This is a genomic window from Amycolatopsis camponoti (assembly GCF_902497555.1).
GTDB lineage: Bacteria > Actinomycetota > Actinomycetes > Mycobacteriales > Pseudonocardiaceae > Amycolatopsis > Amycolatopsis camponoti.
The window spans coordinates 3,357,656-3,377,119 of record NZ_CABVGP010000001.1 but is presented as its reverse complement, the minus strand read 5'-3'; the positions used below and the strand labels follow the sequence as shown (position 1 = coordinate 3,377,119).

Sequence of the window (19,464 nt, the reverse complement as noted above, 5' to 3'; positions counted from 1 at the left end):
CCGTGTGGCATACACTGCCGTACCGCTAACTTTGGGTGCCACCTGGCCACGGAGAGTGTCGATGAGCAACGCCGACGAGGAGCCGCCGGACGCGGTGCTGCTCGCCGCCCTCCGCGCCGGTGACCTCGACGCCGGCGGCGCACTGTTCCGCCGGCACGCCGAACCGCTGCGCCGCACCGCGGCGGCGTGGGCGAAGCAGCCCGCGGAGCGCGACGACCTGGTGGCCGAGACGTTCGTGCGGGTGCTCGCCGTCGTCCACGCCGGTGGCGGCCCGGCCGGCGACCTGCGGCCCTACCTCGTCGTGACGCTGCGGAACCTGGTGTCGCGGTGGAGCCGGCAGCGCAGCCGGGTCGACCTGTGCGAAACGGTCCCCGAGACGCCGTCGAGCGGCGCCGACGAGCTGGCCCTGCACCGGTCGAACGAGAAGCTCGTGTGGTCGGCGTACTGCACGCTGCCGGGCCGGTGGCGGACGGTGCTCTGGCGGACCGAGGCCGAGGGCGACACGCCGACGGAGGCCGCGCCGCTGCTGGGCTTGACGCCGAACAGCGTGTCGGCGCTGGCGATGCGGGCGCGGGAGGGGCTGCGCCAGGCGTACCTGCAGGTCCAGGTGCCCGATGCGGAGGAGCCGGTCTGCCGCGAACCACGCCGTCGCATGGGCGCGTGGGTCCGGGGAGCGCTGTCCCCGCGCCGCGCGAGCGTGGTGGCGGACCACATCGCGGGCTGCGGCTCGTGCCGGAGGGTGGCCACGGGCCTGGACGAGGCGAACCGCGAGCTACCGGGCTCCGCGGCCCGCCTCACCGGCTGACCCGCAGGCGGGATCGGCCGCCGTGTCGTCCGCCTGGGCACGCGTGTCGTCCGCCCAGGCACGCGAGTCGTCCGCCCGGGTACGCAGGTCCTCCCGAGGTTGCGTGAAGGTTGCCCTGCCCCCACTCCCCCGGGTTACCGTGAAGCCGGCCCAGGAGGTGGCGGTGGACGACGATGTCTGCGCGGTCCGGCCCGGCACCGATGTCGCCGGGCACGCCCGGCTGCTCGCCGGTATCCACGATGCCGTCCTGGCCGGGCGGGCACCCCGGACCGCTCCGCGGCGGCTGGTCGAACGCTCGTGGCGGCGGGTCGCCGCGCAGGGTGTCGATCCCGATCGCCCGCCCGCGCCCGATCCGGTCGGCGCCGCCGAGGTCGAACGGCGGCGGACCGGCTCCCGGCTCCGCGAAGTCCTCCCCGAACTCCGGGGCGCGCTGACGTCGGTGGCCGAAGACGCGCACCACCTGATGGTCGTCACCGACGCCGACGGCGTCGTCCTCTGGCGCGAAGGCGCGCGCGGGGTGCGCCACCGCGCCGACTCGCTCGGCTTCACCGAGGGTGCCACCTGGTCGGAGCCCGCCATCGGCAGCAACGCGATCGGGACGGCGCTGGCCGAGGCCGCCCCGGTGCAGATGTTCGCCGCCGAGCACTTCGTGCGCTCCCACCACTCGTGGGCCTGCACCGCCTACCCGGTGCACGACCCGCGGACCGGCGAGCTGCTGGGGATCGTCGACGTCAGCGGCCCGGCCGAGACCGTCCACCCGATGACCGTCGCCCTGGTCGGGACGTCGGTACGGCTGGCCGAGGCCGTCCTGCGCCAGCGGCACGAGATCCGGCTCGAGGCGTTGCGCCGGCTGTCCGGCCCCCTGTTGAGCACCACCGGCCTCGTCGTCGACGACCACGGCTGGGTCGCCGCCCAGCGCGGCGTCTCCGGGATCGACCGCGTCGCCGCACCCCGGCACGGCGTCCCCGTCGCGGTCCGCGGGGTCGGCGCGTGCGAGCCCGAGCCGGTGCCCGGCGGGTGGCTGCTGCGGCCGAGCCGCCGCGAAACCCTGCGGCTCACCCTCGAACTCGACCCGCCGCGCGCCACCGTCGAAGGCTCGGCCCGGTGGACGCACCCGCTGGGCCGGCGGCAGGCGGACCTGCTGCGGCTGATCGCGACCGCCGGCCCGGCCGGGGTGTCGGCGGCGCAGCTGTCGGAGACGCTCTACGGCGACCGCACGCACCTGGTGACCGTCCGCGCGGAGCTGTCGCGGCTGCGCAAGCTGGTCGGCGGCCTGCTGCTCGCCCGGCCGTACCGGATCGCACCCGGCGTCGAAGTCGTGCTGATGCAACCCTAGGGCAACCCTTTCGCGGACCCGGCCCGCCGGGGTTGGCTGCTCTGAACGCGCCGCCGACGAAGACGGTGCCCGACGGGAGGTCCGCTCATGACCCAGACCCTCGAACCGGCCGCGGCCGTCGGTGCCCGGCAGCGCGTCGAAGACTGGCTCGCCGGCTTCGAGGCCGCGCTCGCGGCCCGGGACGCCGACCGGGCCGCGGCCCTGTTCGCCACGACGTCGTTCTGGCGCGACCTCATCGCCTTCACCTGGAACCTCAAGACCGTCGAAAACCGTGACGGCGTCAAGGATCTCCTCCTGGGCACCATGGACACCGCCGATGCCCACGGCTTCCACGCCAGCGAGGAGCCGACCGAAGCGAACGGGATCGTCGAGGCGTGGATCGGGTTCGAGACGGCGGCCGGCCGCGGCCGCGGACACCTGCGGCTCAACGACGAAGGCGCGTTCACGTTCCTCACGACGCTCTACGAGCTGAAGGGCCACGAGGAGCCGCTCGGCACGACCCGGCCGAAGGGCGCGGAGCACGGCGTCAACCGCGAACGCGTCACGTGGTCCGAAGCACGGCAGGCGGAAGCGGACGAACTGGGCACGACGCGGCAGCCGTACGTCGTCGTCATCGGCGGCGGGCAGGGCGGGATCGCGCTCGGGGCCCGGCTGCGCCAGCTCGGCGTGGACCACGTCGTCGTCGACCGGTACGCGCGGCCCGGCGACCAGTGGCGCGGCCGGTACAAGTCGCTGTGCCTGCACGACCCCGTCTGGTACGACCACCTGCCCTACCTCGACTTCCCGCGCACCTGGCCGGTGTTCGCGCCGAAGGACAAGATCGCCGACTGGCTCGAGATGTACACGAAGGTCATGGAGGTGAACTACTGGTCGTCGACGACCTGCAAGAGCGCCTCCTACGACGATGAAGCGAAGGAATGGACGGTCGTCCTGGACCGCGACGGCGAAGAAGTCGTCCTCAAGCCGAAGCAGCTGGTATTGGCGACCGGCATGTCGGGCAAGCCGAACGTTCCTTCGTTGCCGGGACAGGATCTCTTTCGCGGCGAGCAGCACCACAGCTCGCAGCACCCCGGCCCGGACGCCTACCGCGGCAAGAAAGCCGTGATCGTCGGCTCCAACAACTCGGCGTTCGACATCTGCGGCGCGCTGTGGGAAGCCGGCGCCGACGTCACCATGATCCAGCGCAGCTCGACGCACATCGTCAGGTCGGACTCCCTGATGGACCTCGGGCTCGGCGACCTCTACTCGGAACGCGCGCTGGCCGCCGGGATGACGACGCAGAAGGCGGACCTGACGTTCGCGTCGCTCCCCTACCGGATCATGCACACCTTCCAGCAGCCGGTGTACGCGGCGATCAAGGAGCGCGACCAGGAGTTCTACGACCGGCTCGAAGGCGCGGGCTTCCGGCACGACTGGGGTGACGACGACTCCGGCCTCTTCATGAAGTACCTGCGCCGCGGCTCGGGCTACTACATCGACGTCGGCGCGGCGGACCTGGTGGCGAACGGCGACGTCAAGCTCGCCCACGGTCAGGTCACCGAGCTGACCGAGACGTCCGTGCGGCTCGACGACGGCACCGAGCTGGAGGCCGACCTCGTCGTCTACGCGACCGGGTACGGCTCGATGAACGGCTGGGCGGCGGACCTGATCAGCCAGGAGGTCGCGGACAAGGTCGGCAAGGTGTGGGGCCTGGGCTCGGACACGACGAAGGACCCCGGCCCGTGGGAGGGCGAGCAGCGGAACATGTGGAAGCCCACCCAGCAGGACGGGCTCTGGTTCCACGGCGGCAACCTGCACCAGTCACGGCACTACTCGCTCTACCTGGCCCTGCAGCTGAAGGCTCGCGCGGAGGGCATCCCGACGCCGGTCTACGGGCTGCAGGAGCGGCATCACCTGGTCTAGGACGACAGCGCGCTCGCGGGGTCGCCGAACAGGAGGGCGGTCCCGTGGGCGCGCTTGAAGTACAGGTGGGCGTCGTGCTCCCAGGTGATCGCGATGCCGCCGTGCAGCTGGATCATCTCCGCCGCCGCATGGGAAAACGCTTCGCCGCAAACGACTTTCGCGGTCGTCACGGCTTCGGCGTCGCCGTCCACTAGGGCCGCGTACAGCGCCGAGCGGGCCGCTTCGACGTGGACGTGCACGTCGGCCATCCGGTGCTTCAGCGCCTGGAACGACCCGATCGGCCGGCCGAACTGCTTGCGTTGCTTCGTGTACTCCACCGTCAGCTCCAGCGCGCGGGCCGCCGCGCCGACCTGTTCGGCGGCGACGGCGACCACCGCCGTGTCGCGCAGTTTCCGCAGGTCGAAGCCGGTGACGTCGAGGCGCCGCGCCGGGGTCGACGCGCACTCCACCACCGCCAGCCGGCGGGTCGGGTCCAGTGTGGTGACGCGCTCGCGGCGGACGCCGTCCAGCGGGACTTCGAACAAGCCGAGGCCGTCGTCCGTCCTGGCCACGGCCAGGAGGACGTCGGCGAGGTCGCCGTCGAGGACGTAGTGGGCCCGGCCGTCGAGGCCGGTGTCCGACGCGGTCAAGCCCGGTGACCAGGCTTCGTCGGACCAGGCCAGCGCCGCGAGGGTCGTGCCCGCGGCGATGCCCGGCAGCAGCCGTTCGCAGGCCTCGTCGTTTCCGCCGCGCAGCAACGCTTCTCCGCACAGCACAGCGGAGCCGAGCATCGGGGCGGGCGTGAGCGCGGCGCCGAGCTCCGCCAGGACCACGCACGCCTCGGCCAAGCCGGCGCCCGCGCCGCCGTAGTGCTCGGGGATCGTGAGGGCGGCGACGCCGATCTGCTCACACAGCGTCGACCAGAGCTTGTCGTCGTACCCGAGCGGCGACTCCATCGCCGCCCGCACCGCCTCCGGCCCCGACCGGCGGGTCAGCAGCGAGCGCACGGCGTCCCGCAGCGCCTGGGCTTCCTCGGTCTCCAGCGGATCGGTCATCGCAGACCGGCCAGGACGCGCTCACGGTGGAACGCCCCGGTTCCCCAGGCGCCGGCCAGGGCCCGCACCTTCGTCAGCCGCAGGCCGAGGTCGTGTTCGGCGGTGTAGCCGATGGCGCCGTGCACCTGCAGGGCCGTGCGCGCGGCGAGGTACGCGGCGTCGCCGGCCATGACCTTCGCCGCCGAGACGTCCCGGGTGAACGTCTCGCCGGCGACGGCCGCGCCGTAGAGCAGCGGCCGGGCGAGTTCGAGCTGCGTCACGACGTCGGCCAGCAGGTGCTTGACCGCCTGGTACTCGCCGATGGCGCGGCCGTACTGGCTGCGCTGCTTGGCGTAGGCGACCGAGGCGTCGAGGAGCCACTGGCCCGCCCCGAGCAGCTGGGCGGAGACGGCCAGGACACCCAGGTCGAACGCCGCCGGATCGGCCGCCGTGGTCCGGGTGGTCCCGGTGATCCGGAACAGCCGCCGGGCCGGGTCGACCGACCGCACGAGGTCGATCCCGACGTCGGAGACCTCCCCTTCGTCGAGGTCGAGCACCACCCCGGCGACGTCCGCGTCCAGGGCGAGCGGCACTTCGGGCGGCGCGACGACCGTGGCCAGGAGGTCGCCGCCGGCGAGCGCGGCCAGCCGGTCGCCGGTCAGCACCGCGGGGGCCACGGCGGCCGTCTCGACCAGCGGGCCGGGCACCGCGTGGTAGCCGAGTGCTTCGAAGGCGACGACCAGGTCGACCCTGGTGCCGCCGAGCCCGCCGTGGCCTTCGCCGACGAGCAACGCGGGGACACCGAGGTCGGCGAGGGCGCGCAGCAGTTTCAGGCCGCGCTCGGGCGAACCCGCGGCCCACGCCCGGGCGACCGCGGCGGTGTCCGCGCCGCCCAGCAGGTCGTGCAACGACGCGGAGAACTGGCGCTGCTCCGGCGACAGCTGGAACTTCATCGGCGCGGCTCCCTCGGCAGTTTCAGCAGCCGTTCGGCGATCGTGTTGCGCTGGATCTGGTCGGTACCGCCGTAGATCGGCCCGGCGAGGGAGAACAGGTAGCCGTCCACCCAGTCCCGGTTCGTCTCGGCGGCCGGGCCGAGCACGTCCAGGGCCGTCTCGTGGAGGTCGACGTCCAGGTGCGACCAGAACAGCTTGTTCACGCTGGACTCCGGGCCCAGCTCACCGCCGTCGGCGAGGCGGCTCACCGTGCCGTAGGTGTAGAGCTGGTAGGCGCGGGCACCGATCCAGGCTTCGGCGACCCGGTCCCGGGTGGACAGTGGCGAGTCCTGCGAACGCCACAGGTCCACGAGGCGGGCGGCCGCGGCGAGGAACCGGCCGGGGCTGCGCAGAGACAGTCCACGTTCGTTGTTGGCGGTCGTCATCGCGACGCGCCAGCCCTGCCCGACCTCGCCGATCACGTCTTCGTCGGGCACGAAGACGTCGTCGAAGAAGATCTCCGCGAAGCCGGGTTCGCCGTCCAGCTGCGGGATCGGCCGGACCGTCACGCCCTCGGCGCGCAGGTCGGCCATGAAGTACGTCAGCCCGTGGTGGCGTTGCGCTTCCGGGTCGGTCCGGAACAGCCCGAACGCGCGGTCGGCGAAGGACGCCCGCGAACTCCACGTCTTCTGCCCGGACAGCAGCCAGCCGCCGTCGGTCCGCGCCGCCGTGCTGCGCAACGCCGCGATGTCGCTGCCCGCCTCGGGTTCCGACCACGCCTGCGCCCACACCTGCTCGCCCGTCGCCATCGCGGGCAAGACCCGGTCACGCTGCTCCTGCGTGCCGTGGGCGAACAGCGTCGGCCCGAGCATGAAGATGCCGTTCTGGCTCACCCGGCCAGGCGCACCGGAGGCGTAGTACTCCTCCTCGAACAGCAGCCACTGCAGCATCGACGCGTCCCGGCCGTGGTACTCGCGTGGCCACGAAACGACCGACCACCGCGCTTCCGCGAGTTCGGCCTCCCACTCACGGTGCGCCTCGAACCCTTCGGCGGTGTCCATCGACGGCAGCGTCCGCACATGCGAAGCCAGCCATTCGCGCGCCTCGGCCCGGAAGGTCTCCGACACCTCGTCGATGTCGAGGTCCATCAGGACCCCTTGTTCGCGTCGCGCATGGACCGCGCGGACTGCCCGCCGAGCGAGTCTTCGGACGTCTCCGCGTTGTGGGCGTGCGCCAGGTGGTGGAGCCCGAACACGGAGTCCATTCCGGACCGCAGGCCCATCAGGTCTTCGGCCTGGTTGACGGCTTTCTTCGCCAGGGCAAGGCCGAACTGGGGCATCTCGCCGATCTTCTCCGCGAGTTCGAGGGTGTGCTGTTCCAGCTCCGCACGCGGGACGATCCGGGTGATCATCCCCCATTCCTTGGCCTGCTGGACGGTGAAGCGCTCGCCGGTGAACAGGACTTCCTTCGCCGCGCGAGGCCCGAGCACCCACGGGTGCGCGAAGTACTCGACGCCCGGAATGCCCATGCGTACCACCGGGTCGGCGAAGAACGCGTCGTCGGAGGCCACGATCAGGTCGCAGACCCACGCGAGCATCAGCCCGCCCGCGATGCAGGCACCCTGGACGCTCGCGATCATCGGCTTGGGGATCTCCCGCCACCGCCGGCACATGCCCAGGTAGACCTCGGACTCGCGGGCGAACCGCTGGTCGCCGCCGGCCCGGTCGGTGTGGTCCCACCACAGCACCGAACGCCGGTCGAACGTCTGGTCCACGTCCCGGCCGGGGGTGCCGATGTCGTGCCCGGCGGAGAAGTGCTTGCCCGCCCCCGCCAGCACGATCACCTTGACTTCGGCGTCGTTCACGGCGCGCGCGAAAGCGTCGTCGAGGGCGTAGGTCATCGCCGAGTTCTGGGCGTTGCGGTACTCGGGCCGGTTCATCGTGACCACGGCGACCGGCCCGCGGCGCTCGTAGCGGACGACGTCCTCGCTCATTTCGTCTCCTCACTGAGCAGCCGCTTCAGCACCTTGCCGGAAGCGTTGCGGGGCAGCGCGTCGAGGAACACGACGGACCGCGGGGTCTTGTAGTTGGCGAGCCGTTCGCGGCAGAAGGCGAGCACGTCGGCTTCGGTGAGGCCGGCGCCGACGACGAAGGCCCGGCCGACCTCGCCGAGCCGCTCGTCCGGGACGCCGGTCACGGCGACGTCGCGGACGCCGTCCAGTTCGGTGAGCGCGTGCTCGACCTCGGCCGGGTAGACGTTGAAGCCACCGCAGATGTACATGTCCTTGAGCCGGCCGGTGAGGGTGAGGTTCCCCGCGTCGTCCAGCTCGCCGACGTCGCCGGTGTGCAGCCAGCCGTCCTCGTCGACGGCTTTCGCGGTCGCTTCGGGGTCGTCGAGGTAACCGAGCATCACGTTCGGTCCCCGCAGGACCACTTCGCCCGGCGAGCCGTGGATCCCGACCTCGAACCCGGCGGTCGCGCGGCCGGACGTCTTCGCGACCAGCTCGGCGTCGTCGCCCGGGCGGCACATCGTCACGACCACGGCTTCGGTGAGACCGTACGCGGTGAGGACGACGTCGAAGCCCAGCTCGGAGCGCATGCGCCGGACCAGCGACGCCGGCACGTCGGCGGCGCCGGTGACCGCGAGCCGCAGGGAGGACAGGTCGCCGCGTCCGGACTCGTGCAGCAGGGACTGGAAGATCGTCGGCGCGCCCGGCAGCACCGAGATCCGCTCCTTCTCGATCAGGTCCAGCGCGGCACGCACGTCGAACACGGCCTGCGGCACGAGGGTCGCGCCGGTCAGCAGGCCGACGACGATCCCGGCCTTGTAGCCGAAGCTGTGGAAGAACGGGTTGATCACCAGGTACCGGTCGCCGGCGGTGACCCGGCCGCACTCCGCCCAGGCCGCGGCGACGCCGACGACCTGCCGGTGGGCCGACAGCACGCCCTTCGAGCGGCCGGTCGTGCCGGAGGTGAACAGGATGTCGCTCACGTCGTCCGGCTCGACCGCGTCCGCGCGCGCCTCGGCTTCCGCGAGGGGCACGCGCTCGGCGAGATCCAGGAACTCGTCCCAGCCGAGCGCGTCTCCGACCGGCCGGTGGGGCTGTTCCAGGGCGACCCGGACGACCGTGCCGAGGCCGGGCAGGTCCGCGCCGGTCGCGACGATCGCCGCGTGGCGGTCGGTGCCGAGGAAGTCGGCCGCGACGACCAGGGCTTTCGCCCGGCTGCGGACCAGCAGGTCCACGGTCTCGGCGGCGGTGAACCGGGTGTTGACCGGCACCAGGGTCGCGCCCGCGTAGAGCGCGCCCAGCGCCGTGAGCACCCAGTGGTGGGTGTTCGGGAGGATGATCGCGACGCGGTCGCCGGGCCGGAGACCGCGGGCGAGGAAGGCCCGCGCGACCGACTGAACACGTTCCAGAAGGTCGTCGAAACCGAGCCGGAGCGCCCCGTCGACCAGTGCCTCGGACGACCCGAACTTCGCGGCGGCATCGCGGACGACGGCCGGGATCGTGGTCTGACCCACCACACCCTCCTCTGGACCGGCAAACTAGAACGTGTTCTCATTAGCCTAGGTGCCGGACCGGCCCGGCAGCAAGGAGGCGTGCGTGGAACCGACGCGATTCCGCCGCGAGGTCGCGGGCTGGCTCGCGGACAACCTGACCGGCGAGTTCGCCGCGGTGCGCGGTCTCGGCGGGCCGGGACGCGAGCACGAGGCGTTCGACCTGCGCCTGGCCTGGGAACGCCACCTGGCCGCCGCGGGCTGGACGTGCGTCGGCTGGCCGGTCGAGCACGGCGGGCGCGGCTTGTCCCTCGACGAGCAGGTCGCCTTCCACGAGGAGTACGCGGCGTCCGGCGCGCCCGCGCGCGTCAACCACATCGGCGAGCAGCTGCTCGGCCCGACCCTCATCGCCTTCGGCTCGCCCGAACAGCGGAAACGGTTCCTGCCGAAGATCGTCGCCGTCGAGGAGCTGTGGTGCCAGGGCTACTCCGAGCCCGGCGCCGGCTCCGACCTCGCCGCCGTCTCGACGTCGGCTGTCCGGCGCGACGGCGACTGGGTGATCAACGGCCAGAAGATCTGGACGTCCCTGGCCCACGTAGCCGACTGGTGCTTTGTCGTGGCCCGCACCGAACCGGGGTCGCAGCGCCACCACGGCCTCTCCTACCTCCTGGTGCCGCTGCGCCAGGACGGCGTCACCGTGCGGCCGATCCAGCAGCTGACCGGCACGTCTGAGTTCAACGAAGTCTTCTTCGACGACGCCCGCACGTCGGCCGAGCTGGTCGTCGGCGAGCCCGGCGAGGGCTGGCGGATCGCGATGGCCACCCTCGGCTTCGAACGCGGCGTCTCGACGCTCGGCCAGCAGATCGGCTTCCGCCGCGAACTCGACGACATCGTCGCCGAAGCGAAGCGGCTCGGCACCTACGACGACCCGCTGCTGCGCACCGACCTCACCCGCGCCCGGATCGGCCTGCGGGTCCTGCGCGCGCACGCGCTGCGGACGCTCGGCCGCCCGGCCGGGCCGGAGGTCGCCGTCGGGAAGCTGCTGTGGGCGCAGTGGCACCGCGGGCTCGGTGAGCTGGCGATGCGCGCCCGCGGCGCCCGGTCCCTGACCGCGGACGGCGCCGAGCTGGACGACGCCCAGCGGCTCTACCTGTTCACCCGCGCCGACACCATCTACGGCGGGTCGGACGAGATCGAGCGGAACATCATCGCCGAGCGCGTGCTCGGCCTGCCGAGGGAGGCACGCCCGTGATCCCCCAGTACCCGACCGGCCACGACCTGCTGTCCGGGAAGGTCGTCGTGGTCACCGCCGCGGCCGGCACCGGTATCGGCTCGGCCGTGGCTCGCCGCTGCCTGGAAGAGGGCGCGAGCGTCGTCATCTCGGATTGGCACGAACGACGGCTCGGTGAGAAGGCGGCCGAGCTGGCCGAACTCGGCAAGGTGCACGCGATTCCCTGCGACGTCACGAAGGAAGAGCAGGTCCAGGCCCTCATCGACAGCGCGGTCGGCCACTTCGGACGCCTCGACGTCATGGTGAACAACGCCGGGCTGGGCGGCACGAAGTCCGTGCTGGACATGGCCGACGACGAGTGGTCCCGCGTTCTGGACATCACGCTCACCGGGACTTTCCGGTGCACGCGCGCGGCGCTGCGGCAGTTCGTCGCCCAGGGCGGCGGCGGGGCGATCGTCAACAACGCGTCGGTCATCGGCTGGCGCGCCCAAGCCGGGCAGGCGCACTACGCCGCCGCCAAGGCCGGCGTCATGGCGCTGACCCGGTGTTCGGCGCTGGACGCGGCCGGCCACGGCGTCCGGATCAACGCCGTCGCCCCGAGCCTGGCCATGCATCCCTTCCTGGCCAAGGTGACCAGCGACGAACTCCTCGAAGACCTCACCCGACGCGAGGCGTTCGGCCGCGCCGCCGAGCCGTGGGAGGTGGCCAACGTCATGGTCTTCCTCGCCAGCGACTACGCGAGCTACCTCACCGGCGAAGTCGTCTCCGTCTCCAGCCAGCACCCCTAGGAGCTCCCGTGCCCGAAGCCTTCCTCCTCGACGCGGTCCGCACCCCGGTCGGCCGGCGCGGCGGCGCGCTGTCCGGGTGGCACTCCGCCGACCTCGGCGCGCACGTCATCCGCGCGGTCGTCGAGCGCGCGGGCGTCGACCCGGACCTCGTCGACGACGTCATCCTCGGCTGCACGGACACCCTGGGCCCGCAGTCGGGCAACATCGCGCGGACGGCGTGGCTGGCCGCCGGGTTCCCGGACCACGTGCCCGGGGTGACGATCGACCGGCAGTGCGGGTCGAGCCAGCAGGCTGTCCACTTCGCCGCGCAGGCGGTCATGTCGGGGACGCAGGACCTGGTGCTGGCCGGCGGTGTGCAGAACATGAGCCGCATCCCGATCAGCGCGGCGATGCTCGCCGGGCGCGAGTACGGCTTCGACGATCCGTTTTCCGGCTCGAAGGGCTGGCAGGAGCGCTACGGCAGTGTCGATGTGTCGCAGTTCCGCAGCGCCGACATGATCGCTTCGCACTGGGACATCAGCCGGGAAGCGATGGAGGAGTACGCGTTCCGCAGCCACCAGCGGGCCCTCTCCGCCATCGACTCCGGGAGGTTCGACGCGGAAATCGCGCCGGTCGACGGCTTCGAGCAGGACGAAGGGCCACGCCGGGACACGTCGTTGGAGCGGATGCGCGGCCTGAAGCCGCTCGCCCCGGAGTCCCGTCTGACGGCGGCGGTGGCCAGCCAGATCTCCGACGGCGCGAGTGCGGCGCTGGTGGCGTCGGAGGCGTTCGTGAAGGAGCACAACCTGACGCCACGGGCCCGCATCCACCACTTGTCGGTCCGCGCGGCGGACCCGGTGTGGATGCTGACCGGCCCGATCCCGGCGACGTCCCACGCGCTCCGGAAGACCGGGCTCGCGATCGAGGACATCGACCTGTTCGAGGTCAACGAGGCGTTCGCGAGCGTGGTGCTGGCGTGGCTGGACGAAACGGGCGCGGACCCCTCGCGGGTGAACGTCAACGGCGGAGGCATCGCCCTCGGCCACCCCATCGGGGCGACCGGGACGAAGCTCCTCGCGACGCTCCTGCACGAGCTGGAGCGCCGCGAGGGGCGTTACGGGTTGCAGACGATGTGCGAAGGCGGCGGCACCGCCAACGTCACCATCATCGAACGCCTGTCGTGAGTGAGAAACAGTGTTCTAACGCTGTTTCTCACTCACGACCACTTGCGCCGATGCTCAGCCGAGGGCGCGCAGCTTCGGCAGCACGTCCTCGGAGAACTGGCTCAGGAAGCGCTCCTGGTCGTGGCCCGGGCCGTGGAAGACCAGGTGGTTCAACCCCGCGTCCAGGTACGGCTTGATCTGCGCCACGGCCTCGTCCGGGTCCGACGCCACGATCCAGCGCTTGGCGACCTGCTCGATCGGCAGCTCGTCGGCCAGCCGTTCCATCTCCTCGGCCGAGGTCACGCTGTGCTTCTGCTCCGCCGACAGCGACAGCGGCGCCCAGAACCGCGTGTTCTCCAGCGCCTTCTCGTGGTCGCGGTCGTACGACAGCTTGATCTCGATCGTCCGGTCGACGTCCTCGAGCGACTTCCCGGCCGCCTCGGCGCCTTCCTGGACCGCGGGCATCAGCTTCTCGGTGTAGAGGTCCATGCCCTTGCCGGACGTGCAGATGAACCCGTCGCCCGCGCGGCCCGCGTACTTGGCCACCACCGGGCCGCCCGCGGCGATGTACACCGGCACCGGCTGCTCCGGGCGGTCGTAGATCTTCGCGTCGACCAGCTCGTAGTAGTCGCCCTTGAAGTTCACGTTGTCGCTGGTCCACAGCTCGCGGATCAGCTTGATCGACTCACGCAGCCGCGCGAAGCGCTCCTTGAACTCCGGCCACTCGCGCCCCGAAACGGCGATCTCGTTCAGCGCCTCGCCCGACCCCACGCCGAGGATCACGCGGCCGTTCGACAGCAGCGACATCGTCGCGAACGCCTGCGCGATCACGGCCGGGTTGTACCGGAACGTCGGGGTCAGCACGCTCGTGCCGATCTGCACCCGCTTCGTCCGCTCGGCCACCGCCGGCATCCAGGCCAGCGCCCACGGCGCGTGGCCACCCTCGTGCCGCCACGGCAGGAAGTGGTCCGACACCCAGACCGAGTCGAGGCCGACCTCTTCGGCACGCACCGCGTACTCGACCAGGTCCCGCGGCCCGAACTGCTCCGCCGACGCCTTATAACCGACCTTGAGCGCCACGCTCACTCATCCTCCCGTTTGCCGGCCAAGACGGTGGAGAATCTCACCTGCCTCGGCCACTGTGCCCTCGACGATCCCGGCCACCGTGGGCAAGTCGTGGATCATGCCCACCACCTGTCCCGACGCTAGCACTCCGGCGTCCGTCCGGCCTTCGACCAGCCCCGCCCGCAACAGCATCGGGGTGTTGGCCGCCATGACCAGCTGACTCCAGGTCAGATCGTTGCCGTGCTTCATCGCAAGGCCTTCTTTGACCATGGCAACCGGGGACAGTCCGGTGATATTCCGGAAGCGCAGGGCGTTCCGCGCGGCCTGCGCGAGGCCGCGCAGGCGCCCGGTGCGTTCGAGCTTCTCGACGAGATCGGTGCGCAGGACCCGGTGCGGCATCCCGTCGACGCGCCGGGTGACGACCGTCCCGGTGAGACCCTGCTCGAGGTACACGCGCTTGACGTCGTCGGGGACCGTGCTCTCCTTGCTCAGCAGGAACCGGGTGCCCATCGCCACCCCGGCCGCGCCGTAGGCCAGCGCCGCCGCCAGGCCGCGGCCGTCGAAGAACCCGCCGGCGGCGACGACCGGGATGTCGACGACGTCCAGCACCGACGGCAGCAGCAGCGTGGTGGCCACTCCCCCGGTGTGCCCGCCGCCCTCACCGCCCTGGACGATGACGGCGTCGGCGCCCCACGCGGCGACCTTCTCGGCGTGCCGCGCGGCGCCGATCGACGGGATGACGACGATCCCGTGGTCCCGCAGCTTGGCGATCATCTCCTTGCGCGGCGCGAGCGCGAACGACGCCACCTTGACGCCCTCGCGGATCAGCAGGTCGACGCGGTCACCGGCGTCGGCCGCGTCGGCGCGGAGGTTGACCCCGAACGGCTTCTCCGTGCGCTTCTTGACTTCGGCGATCGCCGCTTCCAGCTCGCCGAAGGTCATCGTGGCCGACGCGAGGATGCCGAGCGCGCCCGCCTCGGCGGTCGCCGAGACGAGCCGCGGGCCGGCGACCCAGCCCATCCCGGTCTGCACGACCGGGTGCTCGACGCCGACGAGCCGGGTCAGCGCCGTCTTCACGCCGGGACTTCCTTGTCGCGCAAGCTCTTCGGGTCCACGACCTCGCGGATGAGCCGCAGCTCGTCGTCGGTCGGCTCGCGGCTGGTCCCGGCGCCGCCGAAGTCGATCTCGAACGTGGTCGCCGCCGCGACCTCGTCGGCGGTGACGCCGGGGTGCAGCGACACCGCCCGCATCGCGTGCTCGGGACCACCGAAGTCGAAGACGCCGAGGTTCGTGACCACGCGGTACACGTCGTGGAACTTCTCCGCCGACGGGCCCGCCTTGGCCGCGTTGTCGTAGCCCACGCCCGAAACGACGTCCACGGTGTCCACGAAAACTCGGGCGCTGTGCCGCGGCACCCAGTAGCTGGTGCGGTGGTTGACGGTGTTGCCCGGCGCGCCCCGCACGCCCAGGAGCTGCTTCTTCGGCCGCGCGTGGTCGCCGATGGCGGAGATGTTCTGGTTGCCGTACCGGTCGATCTGGTTGGCGCCCATGACGACGTGCCGGCGGCCGTGCGGCACGATCGTGTCGAGCATCTTCCGGAACGGCTGCCATCCCTCGACGACGCCGTCCGTGGTGACCAGGTAGGCCTCGCCGTCGGACATCAGCAGATCGGGTTCGAACGTCAGCCGCGCGAGCTTCGCGCCGAGCTGTGGCAGCAGGCCCATCGGGCTGACGACGATCTCGCCGTCGCCGCGGAACACCTCGGCCATCGCCACCACCGCGATCTCGGCCCGGGTCGCGCTCATGCCGCCTCCGCCTCGAACTTGTCCACTTCGGACAGATAGGTGCGTTCGTCGCCGGAGAGGAACCGGTCCACGAATCCCGGCCACGCGCCGGGATCCTTGGCACAGGCGGCGTAGTGACGCTGGAAGCGCTCGTCCCGGCCGTAGTCCGGCACGGCCGTGGTGAAGTGCGCGCCGCGCGGCGCCTCGACGACGCCGTCGACCGCGCCCCGGTTGAGCAGCAGCGACTGCACCGGCCCGCCCGCCATCAGCTCGGGCGTGTCGACGACCTTCTCCACCGACACGAACCGCTTTTCCGCGGCCAGGCAGAACAGGTCGTCGAAGTAGGGGTCCGGGCCGAGGTACTGGGCGTTGCCGCGGGCGTCGGCGCGGTTGAGGTGCACGAGCGCGACGTCGAGGTGCCGCGCCGGCACCGCGACCAGCTCCTCGCCGTCGGCGTACGGCGAGCGCACGGTGCGCAGGTCCGGGTTCGCGCGCATCACCTCCGAGCCGAGCCCCGCGCGCATCGGGAGGAACGGAAGCCGTTGCGCCGCGGCCGAAAGCGCCGCGCCGAACATGCCCTCGTCGTACTCGGTGACGGCGATCGCGCCGGTCTCGCGGGCGCGGCCGAACCACGGGTCGAACGGGATCGAGTCGAGCGTGACGAACCCGAACACGACGCGTTTCACCTTGCCGGCCGCGCAGAGCAGGCCGACGTCGGGGCCACCGTAGGAGACCACGGTCAGGTCCTTGACGGACGTGCGGAGGATCGCGCGGACCAGCGCCATCGGCTTGCGCCGGGAGCCCCAGCCGCCGATGCCGATCGTCATGCCGTCCCGCAGCTCCGCCGCGACCTCGTCGGCGGTCGTGCGCTTATCGGCCATTCAAGAACTCCTCGCGGGCTTCGTCGGACGCGCCGAGCAGGTTGAGCTCGAAGGTGAAGCCCTGCTCGAACCGGTAGCTGCGGTGCACCTGCTGGGTGTCGATGCCGTTCAGGGCCTCTTTCGCGGCCCGGATCACCCGCGGGTCCTTCTTCGCGATGTCGCGGGCGATGGCCAGCGCGGCGTCGTCCAGCTCCGCGCGCGGCACGACCTGGTAGACCGAGCCGTGGGTGTGCAGCTCGGCGGCAGTGATGGTGCGCGCTGTGAAGTAGAGGGTGCGCATGAGGTGCTGCGGAACCAGCCGGGCCAGGTGGGTCGCCGCACCGAGGGCGCCGCGTTCGACCTCCGGGACGCCGAAGGTGGCGTCGTCGGAGGCGATGACGACGTCGGCGTTGCCGGCCAGCCCGATGCCGCCGCCGAGGCAGAAGCCGTGCACCGCCGCGACGACCGGCACCGCGCAGTCGTAGACCGCGCCGAACGCCGCGTAACAGCCTTTGTTCGCCCCGACGAGCGCGTCGTACCCGGCGCTGCGCTGGATCTCCTTGATGTCGACGCCGGCGTTGAAGCCCCGGCCTTCCGCGCGGAGCACGACGACGTGGACGTCCGGGTCTTCGCCGGCCTTCTTCAGCGCGTCCGCGAGGTCGAACCAGCCGCGCACGGGCAGCGCGTTGACCGGCGGGAAGTCGACCGTGACGACCTCGACGTGGCCGTCGCGCTTGGTGAGGATGCCCATCAGCTCGCTCCGTAGACCGGTTCGGGCTCGGGCGCGCGCTCGAGCAGGTCCTTCACCACCGGGCCGAGTTCGGCCGGGTCCCAGCGGCCGCCCTTGTCCACGACCGGGCCGTGGCGCCACGCCTGGGCGAGCGACACCTTGCCGCCCTCGACTTCGAAGACGCGGCCGGTGACGTGCGCGGACTCCTCGCTGCCCAGCCAGACCACCAGCGGCGAGACGTTCTCCGGCGCCATCGCGTCGAACCCGTCGTCCGGACGCGCCATCGACGCGAACACCGCCTCCGTCATCCGGGTCCGCGCGGCCGGCGCGATCGCGTTCACCGTCACCCCGTAGCGCGCCAGCTCGGCCGCCGCCACGACGGTCAGTCCGGCGATACCCGCCTTCGCGGCCGAGTAGTTGCCCTGGCCGACACTGCCCAGCAACCCGGCGCCCGAACTGGTGTTGATCACCCGCGCGCTCGGGGTGTGCCCGGCTTTCGCCTCGGCCCGCCAGTGCTCGGCGGCGTGCCTCAGCGGGGCGAAGTGGCCTTTGAGGTGCACGCGGACGACCGCGTCCCACTCGTCCTCGCCGAGGTTGACCAGCATCCGGTCGCGGACGAATCCCGCGTTGTTGACCAGCACGTCCAAGCGGCCGAAGTGCGCCAGCGCGGTATCGATGAGGGTCTTCGCCCCCGCCCAGTCGGCGACGTCGGAGGTGTTCGCCACCGCTTGCCCGCCCAGCGCCTCGATCTCGGCGACGACCGCGGCGGTGGCGTCCGCGTCGACGTCGTTCACCACCACCGGCGCGCCCTCGGCGGCGAAGGCGAGCGCGTGGGCGCGCCCGATGCCGCGGCCGGCGCCGGTCACCACGACCACCCGGTCCTGGCACAACCTGCTCACGAATCCTCCTGGTGGTTGACGTCGGCCGCGGCGAGGAACGCCGGGACCTCACCCCCGCCGTGGACGCGCAGGGTGGCGCCGGAGACGTAGGAAGCGAGGCCGGAGGCGAGGAAAGCGGCGCAGGCGCCGACCTCCCTGGGCTCGGCGAGCCGCCCGAGCGGCACGGTCTTGCCGACGGCTTCGATGGCGGCCTCGCTGCCGTAGTGCAGGTGGGCCTGCTCGGTGCGCACCATGCCGACGTCCAGGGCGTTGACCCGCACCTTGGGCGCCCACTCGACGGCGAGGCTGGCGGTGAGGTTGTCGAGCCCGGCCTTGGCGGCCCCGTAGGCGGCGGTCCCGGGCGACGCGCGGGTGCCGCTGACACTGGAGATCATCACGATGGAGCCGCCGGTGTCCTGGCGCTGCATCACGGCGTTGGCGTGCTGCGAGACCAGCAGTGGCGCGAGCAGGTTCAGCTGGACGATCTTGTCGTGCAGCCGGGGCGAGGCGGTGGCGGCCGGAGAGTGGGGGGCACCGCCGGCGTTGTTGACGACGACGTCGAGGCGGCCGTGGTCGGCGACGATCCGCTGGACCAAGGTTTCGACCTGCGTCTCGTCCCGGACATCACAGACGTGGAACTCGGCGTCCGTCGGTGCTTCGTGGCGCGCGCAGACCACGACGTGGGCGCCCTGGGCGAGGAAGACGTCGGCGATGCCGCGGCCCACGCCGCGAACGCCGCCGGTCACCAGCACCACGGTGCCCGTCAGGCCGAGATCGGTCGTCACGTGTCCAAAACTAGAACACGTTCCAACTTTGGGCAAGGCGCGCCCGGCCGGGATCGATGAGCCCCGGACCGACCAGGGCCTGTATCGAAGTCGGTCAGAACCGTTCGGCAACCGCGGCCCGGCTCTCGAGTCCCCGACGGTCGTGAGTGAGAAACAGGGTTAGAACACTGTTTCTCACTCACGACCACGCCCCAGCAGTCCAAGCCGGACATCGACGCCGACTTCGATACACACCCTGGAACGCATTACGAATCGCGCTTCGCGGCGTCGTACTCCGCGTTGGCCGCCATCACCTCGGGCATCTGCCCCTCGACGTCCTCGATCAGTGCCAGCAGCAGTGCCGCCGTGCGGCGGCCGCGCGGGGTCAAGCTGTACTCCACCTTCGGCGGGATCGTCGGCTGGGCCTCGCGGTGCACGAAGCCGTCGCGCTCGAGGGCCTGCAGGGTCTGGGCGAGCATCTTCTCGCTCACGCCCGACACCCTGCGGCGCAACGCGTTGAAGCGGAGCGTGCCGTCGTGGAGGGCGGCCATCGCCAGGATCCCCCACCGGCCGGTGATGTGCTCGAGCGTCGCCCGGGACGTGCACGCCTGGGCGAACACGTCGAACAGCACCTGCCCGTGCTCGTCCAGCCATTCCGGCGCCTCGCTCATGCCCTCAACGGTACCTCGCCGGCGACGAAGACCCAGGTGAGGAAGCTCACCAAGAGTTTGCACTT

General features: G+C 71.8%; 19 protein-coding genes. 6 read left to right on the top strand and 13 right to left on the bottom strand.

Annotation, left to right across the window (positions count from 1 at the left end):
- Positions 1–61 precede the first annotated feature (61 nt).
- The 3 genes from AA23TX_RS16020 (at position 62) to AA23TX_RS16010 (ending at position 4,043) form a co-directional block, all read left to right on the top strand.
- Positions 62–805 (top strand): sigma-70 family RNA polymerase sigma factor, encoded by a 744-nt coding sequence (locus tag AA23TX_RS16020; RefSeq protein ID WP_155543312.1) that lies wholly within the window; start codon positions 62–64, stop codon positions 803–805.
- A 163-nt stretch (positions 806–968) separates the two neighbouring features.
- Positions 969–2,141, top strand: a complete 1,173-nt coding sequence (locus AA23TX_RS16015) for a GAF domain-containing protein (protein WP_230862515.1) — start codon at positions 969–971, stop codon at positions 2,139–2,141.
- Between the two features lie 87 nt (positions 2,142–2,228).
- Positions 2,229–4,043, top strand: coding sequence for a flavin-containing monooxygenase (locus AA23TX_RS16010; protein WP_155543311.1), 1,815 nt, complete (start codon positions 2,229–2,231; stop codon positions 4,041–4,043).
- Here the strand turns inward: AA23TX_RS16010 and AA23TX_RS16005 are convergent.
- Genes AA23TX_RS16005 through AA23TX_RS15985 form a run of 5 tightly spaced genes read right to left on the bottom strand, consistent with a single transcriptional unit; the run spans position 4,040 to position 9,510 of the window.
- The gene (locus AA23TX_RS16005; protein WP_196425341.1) at positions 4,040–5,077 is read right to left on the bottom strand and encodes an acyl-CoA dehydrogenase family protein; all 1,038 of its coding nucleotides are present in this window, start codon (positions 5,075–5,077) and stop codon (positions 4,040–4,042) included. The two genes, AA23TX_RS16010 and AA23TX_RS16005, sit on opposite strands and share 4 nt — an antisense overlap.
- On the bottom strand, positions 5,074–6,009 hold the full coding sequence (locus AA23TX_RS16000) for an acyl-CoA dehydrogenase family protein (RefSeq protein ID WP_155543310.1): 936 nt from the start codon (positions 6,007–6,009) through the stop codon (positions 5,074–5,076). The genes AA23TX_RS16005 and AA23TX_RS16000 overlap by 4 nt, the downstream gene beginning before the upstream one ends.
- On the bottom strand, positions 6,006–7,136 hold the full coding sequence (locus AA23TX_RS15995; RefSeq protein ID WP_155543309.1) for an acyl-CoA dehydrogenase family protein: 1,131 nt from the start codon (positions 7,134–7,136) through the stop codon (positions 6,006–6,008). Before AA23TX_RS15995 ends, AA23TX_RS16000 begins: the two co-directional genes overlap by 4 nt.
- Positions 7,136–7,981 carry an enoyl-CoA hydratase gene (locus tag AA23TX_RS15990; RefSeq protein WP_155543308.1) on the bottom strand — a complete coding sequence of 282 codons (846 nt, stop codon included), beginning with the start codon at positions 7,979–7,981 and terminating at the stop codon, positions 7,136–7,138. Before AA23TX_RS15990 ends, AA23TX_RS15995 begins: the two co-directional genes overlap by 1 nt.
- Complete coding sequence (locus AA23TX_RS15985) at positions 7,978–9,510, bottom strand: FadD3 family acyl-CoA ligase (protein WP_155543307.1); 1,533 nt, start codon at positions 9,508–9,510, stop codon at positions 7,978–7,980. Before AA23TX_RS15985 ends, AA23TX_RS15990 begins: the two co-directional genes overlap by 4 nt.
- Before the next feature lie 82 nt (positions 9,511–9,592).
- Here AA23TX_RS15985 and AA23TX_RS15980 point away from each other — a divergent pair, with 82 nt between their 5' ends.
- From AA23TX_RS15980 to AA23TX_RS15970, 3 genes are read left to right on the top strand one after another with little or no spacing between them, the layout of a single operon-like run.
- Positions 9,593–10,738, top strand: coding sequence for an acyl-CoA dehydrogenase family protein (locus AA23TX_RS15980; RefSeq protein ID WP_155543306.1), 1,146 nt, complete (start codon positions 9,593–9,595; stop codon positions 10,736–10,738).
- On the top strand, positions 10,735–11,505 hold the full coding sequence (locus tag AA23TX_RS15975) for an SDR family oxidoreductase (RefSeq protein WP_155543305.1): 771 nt from the start codon (positions 10,735–10,737) through the stop codon (positions 11,503–11,505). Before AA23TX_RS15980 ends, AA23TX_RS15975 begins: the two co-directional genes overlap by 4 nt.
- An 8-nt stretch (positions 11,506–11,513) precedes the next feature.
- A complete protein-coding gene (locus tag AA23TX_RS15970; protein ID WP_155543304.1) occupies positions 11,514–12,668 on the top strand; it encodes an acetyl-CoA C-acetyltransferase in 1,155 nt (384 codons plus the stop codon).
- Positions 12,669–12,722: 54 nt separating this feature from the next.
- Here AA23TX_RS15970 and fgd read toward each other — a convergent pair whose 3' ends face one another.
- The 8 genes from fgd to AA23TX_RS15930 form a co-directional block, all read right to left on the bottom strand.
- Complete coding sequence (gene fgd, locus AA23TX_RS15965; RefSeq protein ID WP_155544474.1) at positions 12,723–13,727, bottom strand: glucose-6-phosphate dehydrogenase (coenzyme-F420); 1,005 nt, start codon at positions 13,725–13,727, stop codon at positions 12,723–12,725.
- A 6-nt stretch (positions 13,728–13,733) separates the two neighbouring features.
- Positions 13,734–14,789: an NAD(P)H-dependent flavin oxidoreductase gene (locus tag AA23TX_RS15960; RefSeq protein ID WP_155543303.1), complete on the bottom strand. Its 1,056-nt coding sequence runs from the start codon at positions 14,787–14,789 to the stop codon at positions 13,734–13,736.
- Complete coding sequence (locus AA23TX_RS15955) at positions 14,786–15,517, bottom strand: CoA-transferase subunit beta (protein ID WP_155543302.1); 732 nt, start codon at positions 15,515–15,517, stop codon at positions 14,786–14,788. The genes AA23TX_RS15960 and AA23TX_RS15955 overlap by 4 nt, the downstream gene beginning before the upstream one ends.
- Complete coding sequence (locus tag AA23TX_RS15950) at positions 15,514–16,377, bottom strand: CoA transferase subunit A (protein ID WP_155543301.1); 864 nt, start codon at positions 16,375–16,377, stop codon at positions 15,514–15,516. Before AA23TX_RS15950 ends, AA23TX_RS15955 begins: the two co-directional genes overlap by 4 nt.
- Positions 16,367–17,107 carry an enoyl-CoA hydratase family protein gene (locus AA23TX_RS15945; protein WP_155543300.1) on the bottom strand — a complete coding sequence of 247 codons (741 nt, stop codon included), beginning with the start codon at positions 17,105–17,107 and terminating at the stop codon, positions 16,367–16,369. Before AA23TX_RS15945 ends, AA23TX_RS15950 begins: the two co-directional genes overlap by 11 nt.
- Positions 17,107–17,985, bottom strand: coding sequence for an SDR family oxidoreductase (locus tag AA23TX_RS15940; RefSeq protein WP_155543299.1), 879 nt, complete (start codon positions 17,983–17,985; stop codon positions 17,107–17,109). The genes AA23TX_RS15945 and AA23TX_RS15940 overlap by 1 nt, the downstream gene beginning before the upstream one ends.
- Entirely contained in the window at positions 17,982–18,749 is a 768-nt protein-coding gene (locus AA23TX_RS15935; RefSeq protein ID WP_155543298.1) for an SDR family oxidoreductase, read from the bottom strand. Before AA23TX_RS15935 ends, AA23TX_RS15940 begins: the two co-directional genes overlap by 4 nt.
- Before the next feature lie 245 nt (positions 18,750–18,994).
- Positions 18,995–19,399, bottom strand: coding sequence for a winged helix-turn-helix transcriptional regulator (locus tag AA23TX_RS15930; RefSeq protein WP_155543297.1), 405 nt, complete (start codon positions 19,397–19,399; stop codon positions 18,995–18,997).
- Positions 19,400–19,464: the final 65 nt, after the last annotated feature.

What these genes read in the sequence shown, in the direction of transcription:
- AA23TX_RS16000 (WP_155543310.1), bottom strand. Translation starts at nt 6,009, where the DNA reads ATGAAGTTCCAGCTGTCGCCGGAGCAGCGCCAGTTCTCCGCGTCGTTG.
- AA23TX_RS15955 (WP_155543302.1), bottom strand. Translation starts at nt 15,517, where the DNA reads ATGAGCGCGACCCGGGCCGAGATCGCGGTGGTGGCGATGGCCGAGGTG.
- AA23TX_RS16010 (WP_155543311.1), top strand. Translation starts at nt 2,229, where the DNA reads ATGACCCAGACCCTCGAACCGGCCGCGGCCGTCGGTGCCCGGCAGCGC.
- AA23TX_RS15995 (WP_155543309.1), bottom strand. Translation starts at nt 7,136, where the DNA reads ATGGACCTCGACATCGACGAGGTGTCGGAGACCTTCCGGGCCGAGGCG.
- AA23TX_RS16020 (WP_155543312.1), top strand. Translation starts at nt 62, where the DNA reads ATGAGCAACGCCGACGAGGAGCCGCCGGACGCGGTGCTGCTCGCCGCC.
- AA23TX_RS15950 (WP_155543301.1), bottom strand. Translation starts at nt 16,377, where the DNA reads ATGGCCGATAAGCGCACGACCGCCGACGAGGTCGCGGCGGAGCTGCGG.
- AA23TX_RS15930 (WP_155543297.1), bottom strand. Translation starts at nt 19,399, where the DNA reads ATGAGCGAGGCGCCGGAATGGCTGGACGAGCACGGGCAGGTGCTGTTC.
- AA23TX_RS15990 (WP_155543308.1), bottom strand. Translation starts at nt 7,981, where the DNA reads ATGAGCGAGGACGTCGTCCGCTACGAGCGCCGCGGGCCGGTCGCCGTG.
- AA23TX_RS15945 (WP_155543300.1), bottom strand. Translation starts at nt 17,107, where the DNA reads ATGGGCATCCTCACCAAGCGCGACGGCCACGTCGAGGTCGTCACGGTC.
- AA23TX_RS16005 (WP_196425341.1), bottom strand. Translation starts at nt 5,077, where the DNA reads ATGACCGATCCGCTGGAGACCGAGGAAGCCCAGGCGCTGCGGGACGCC.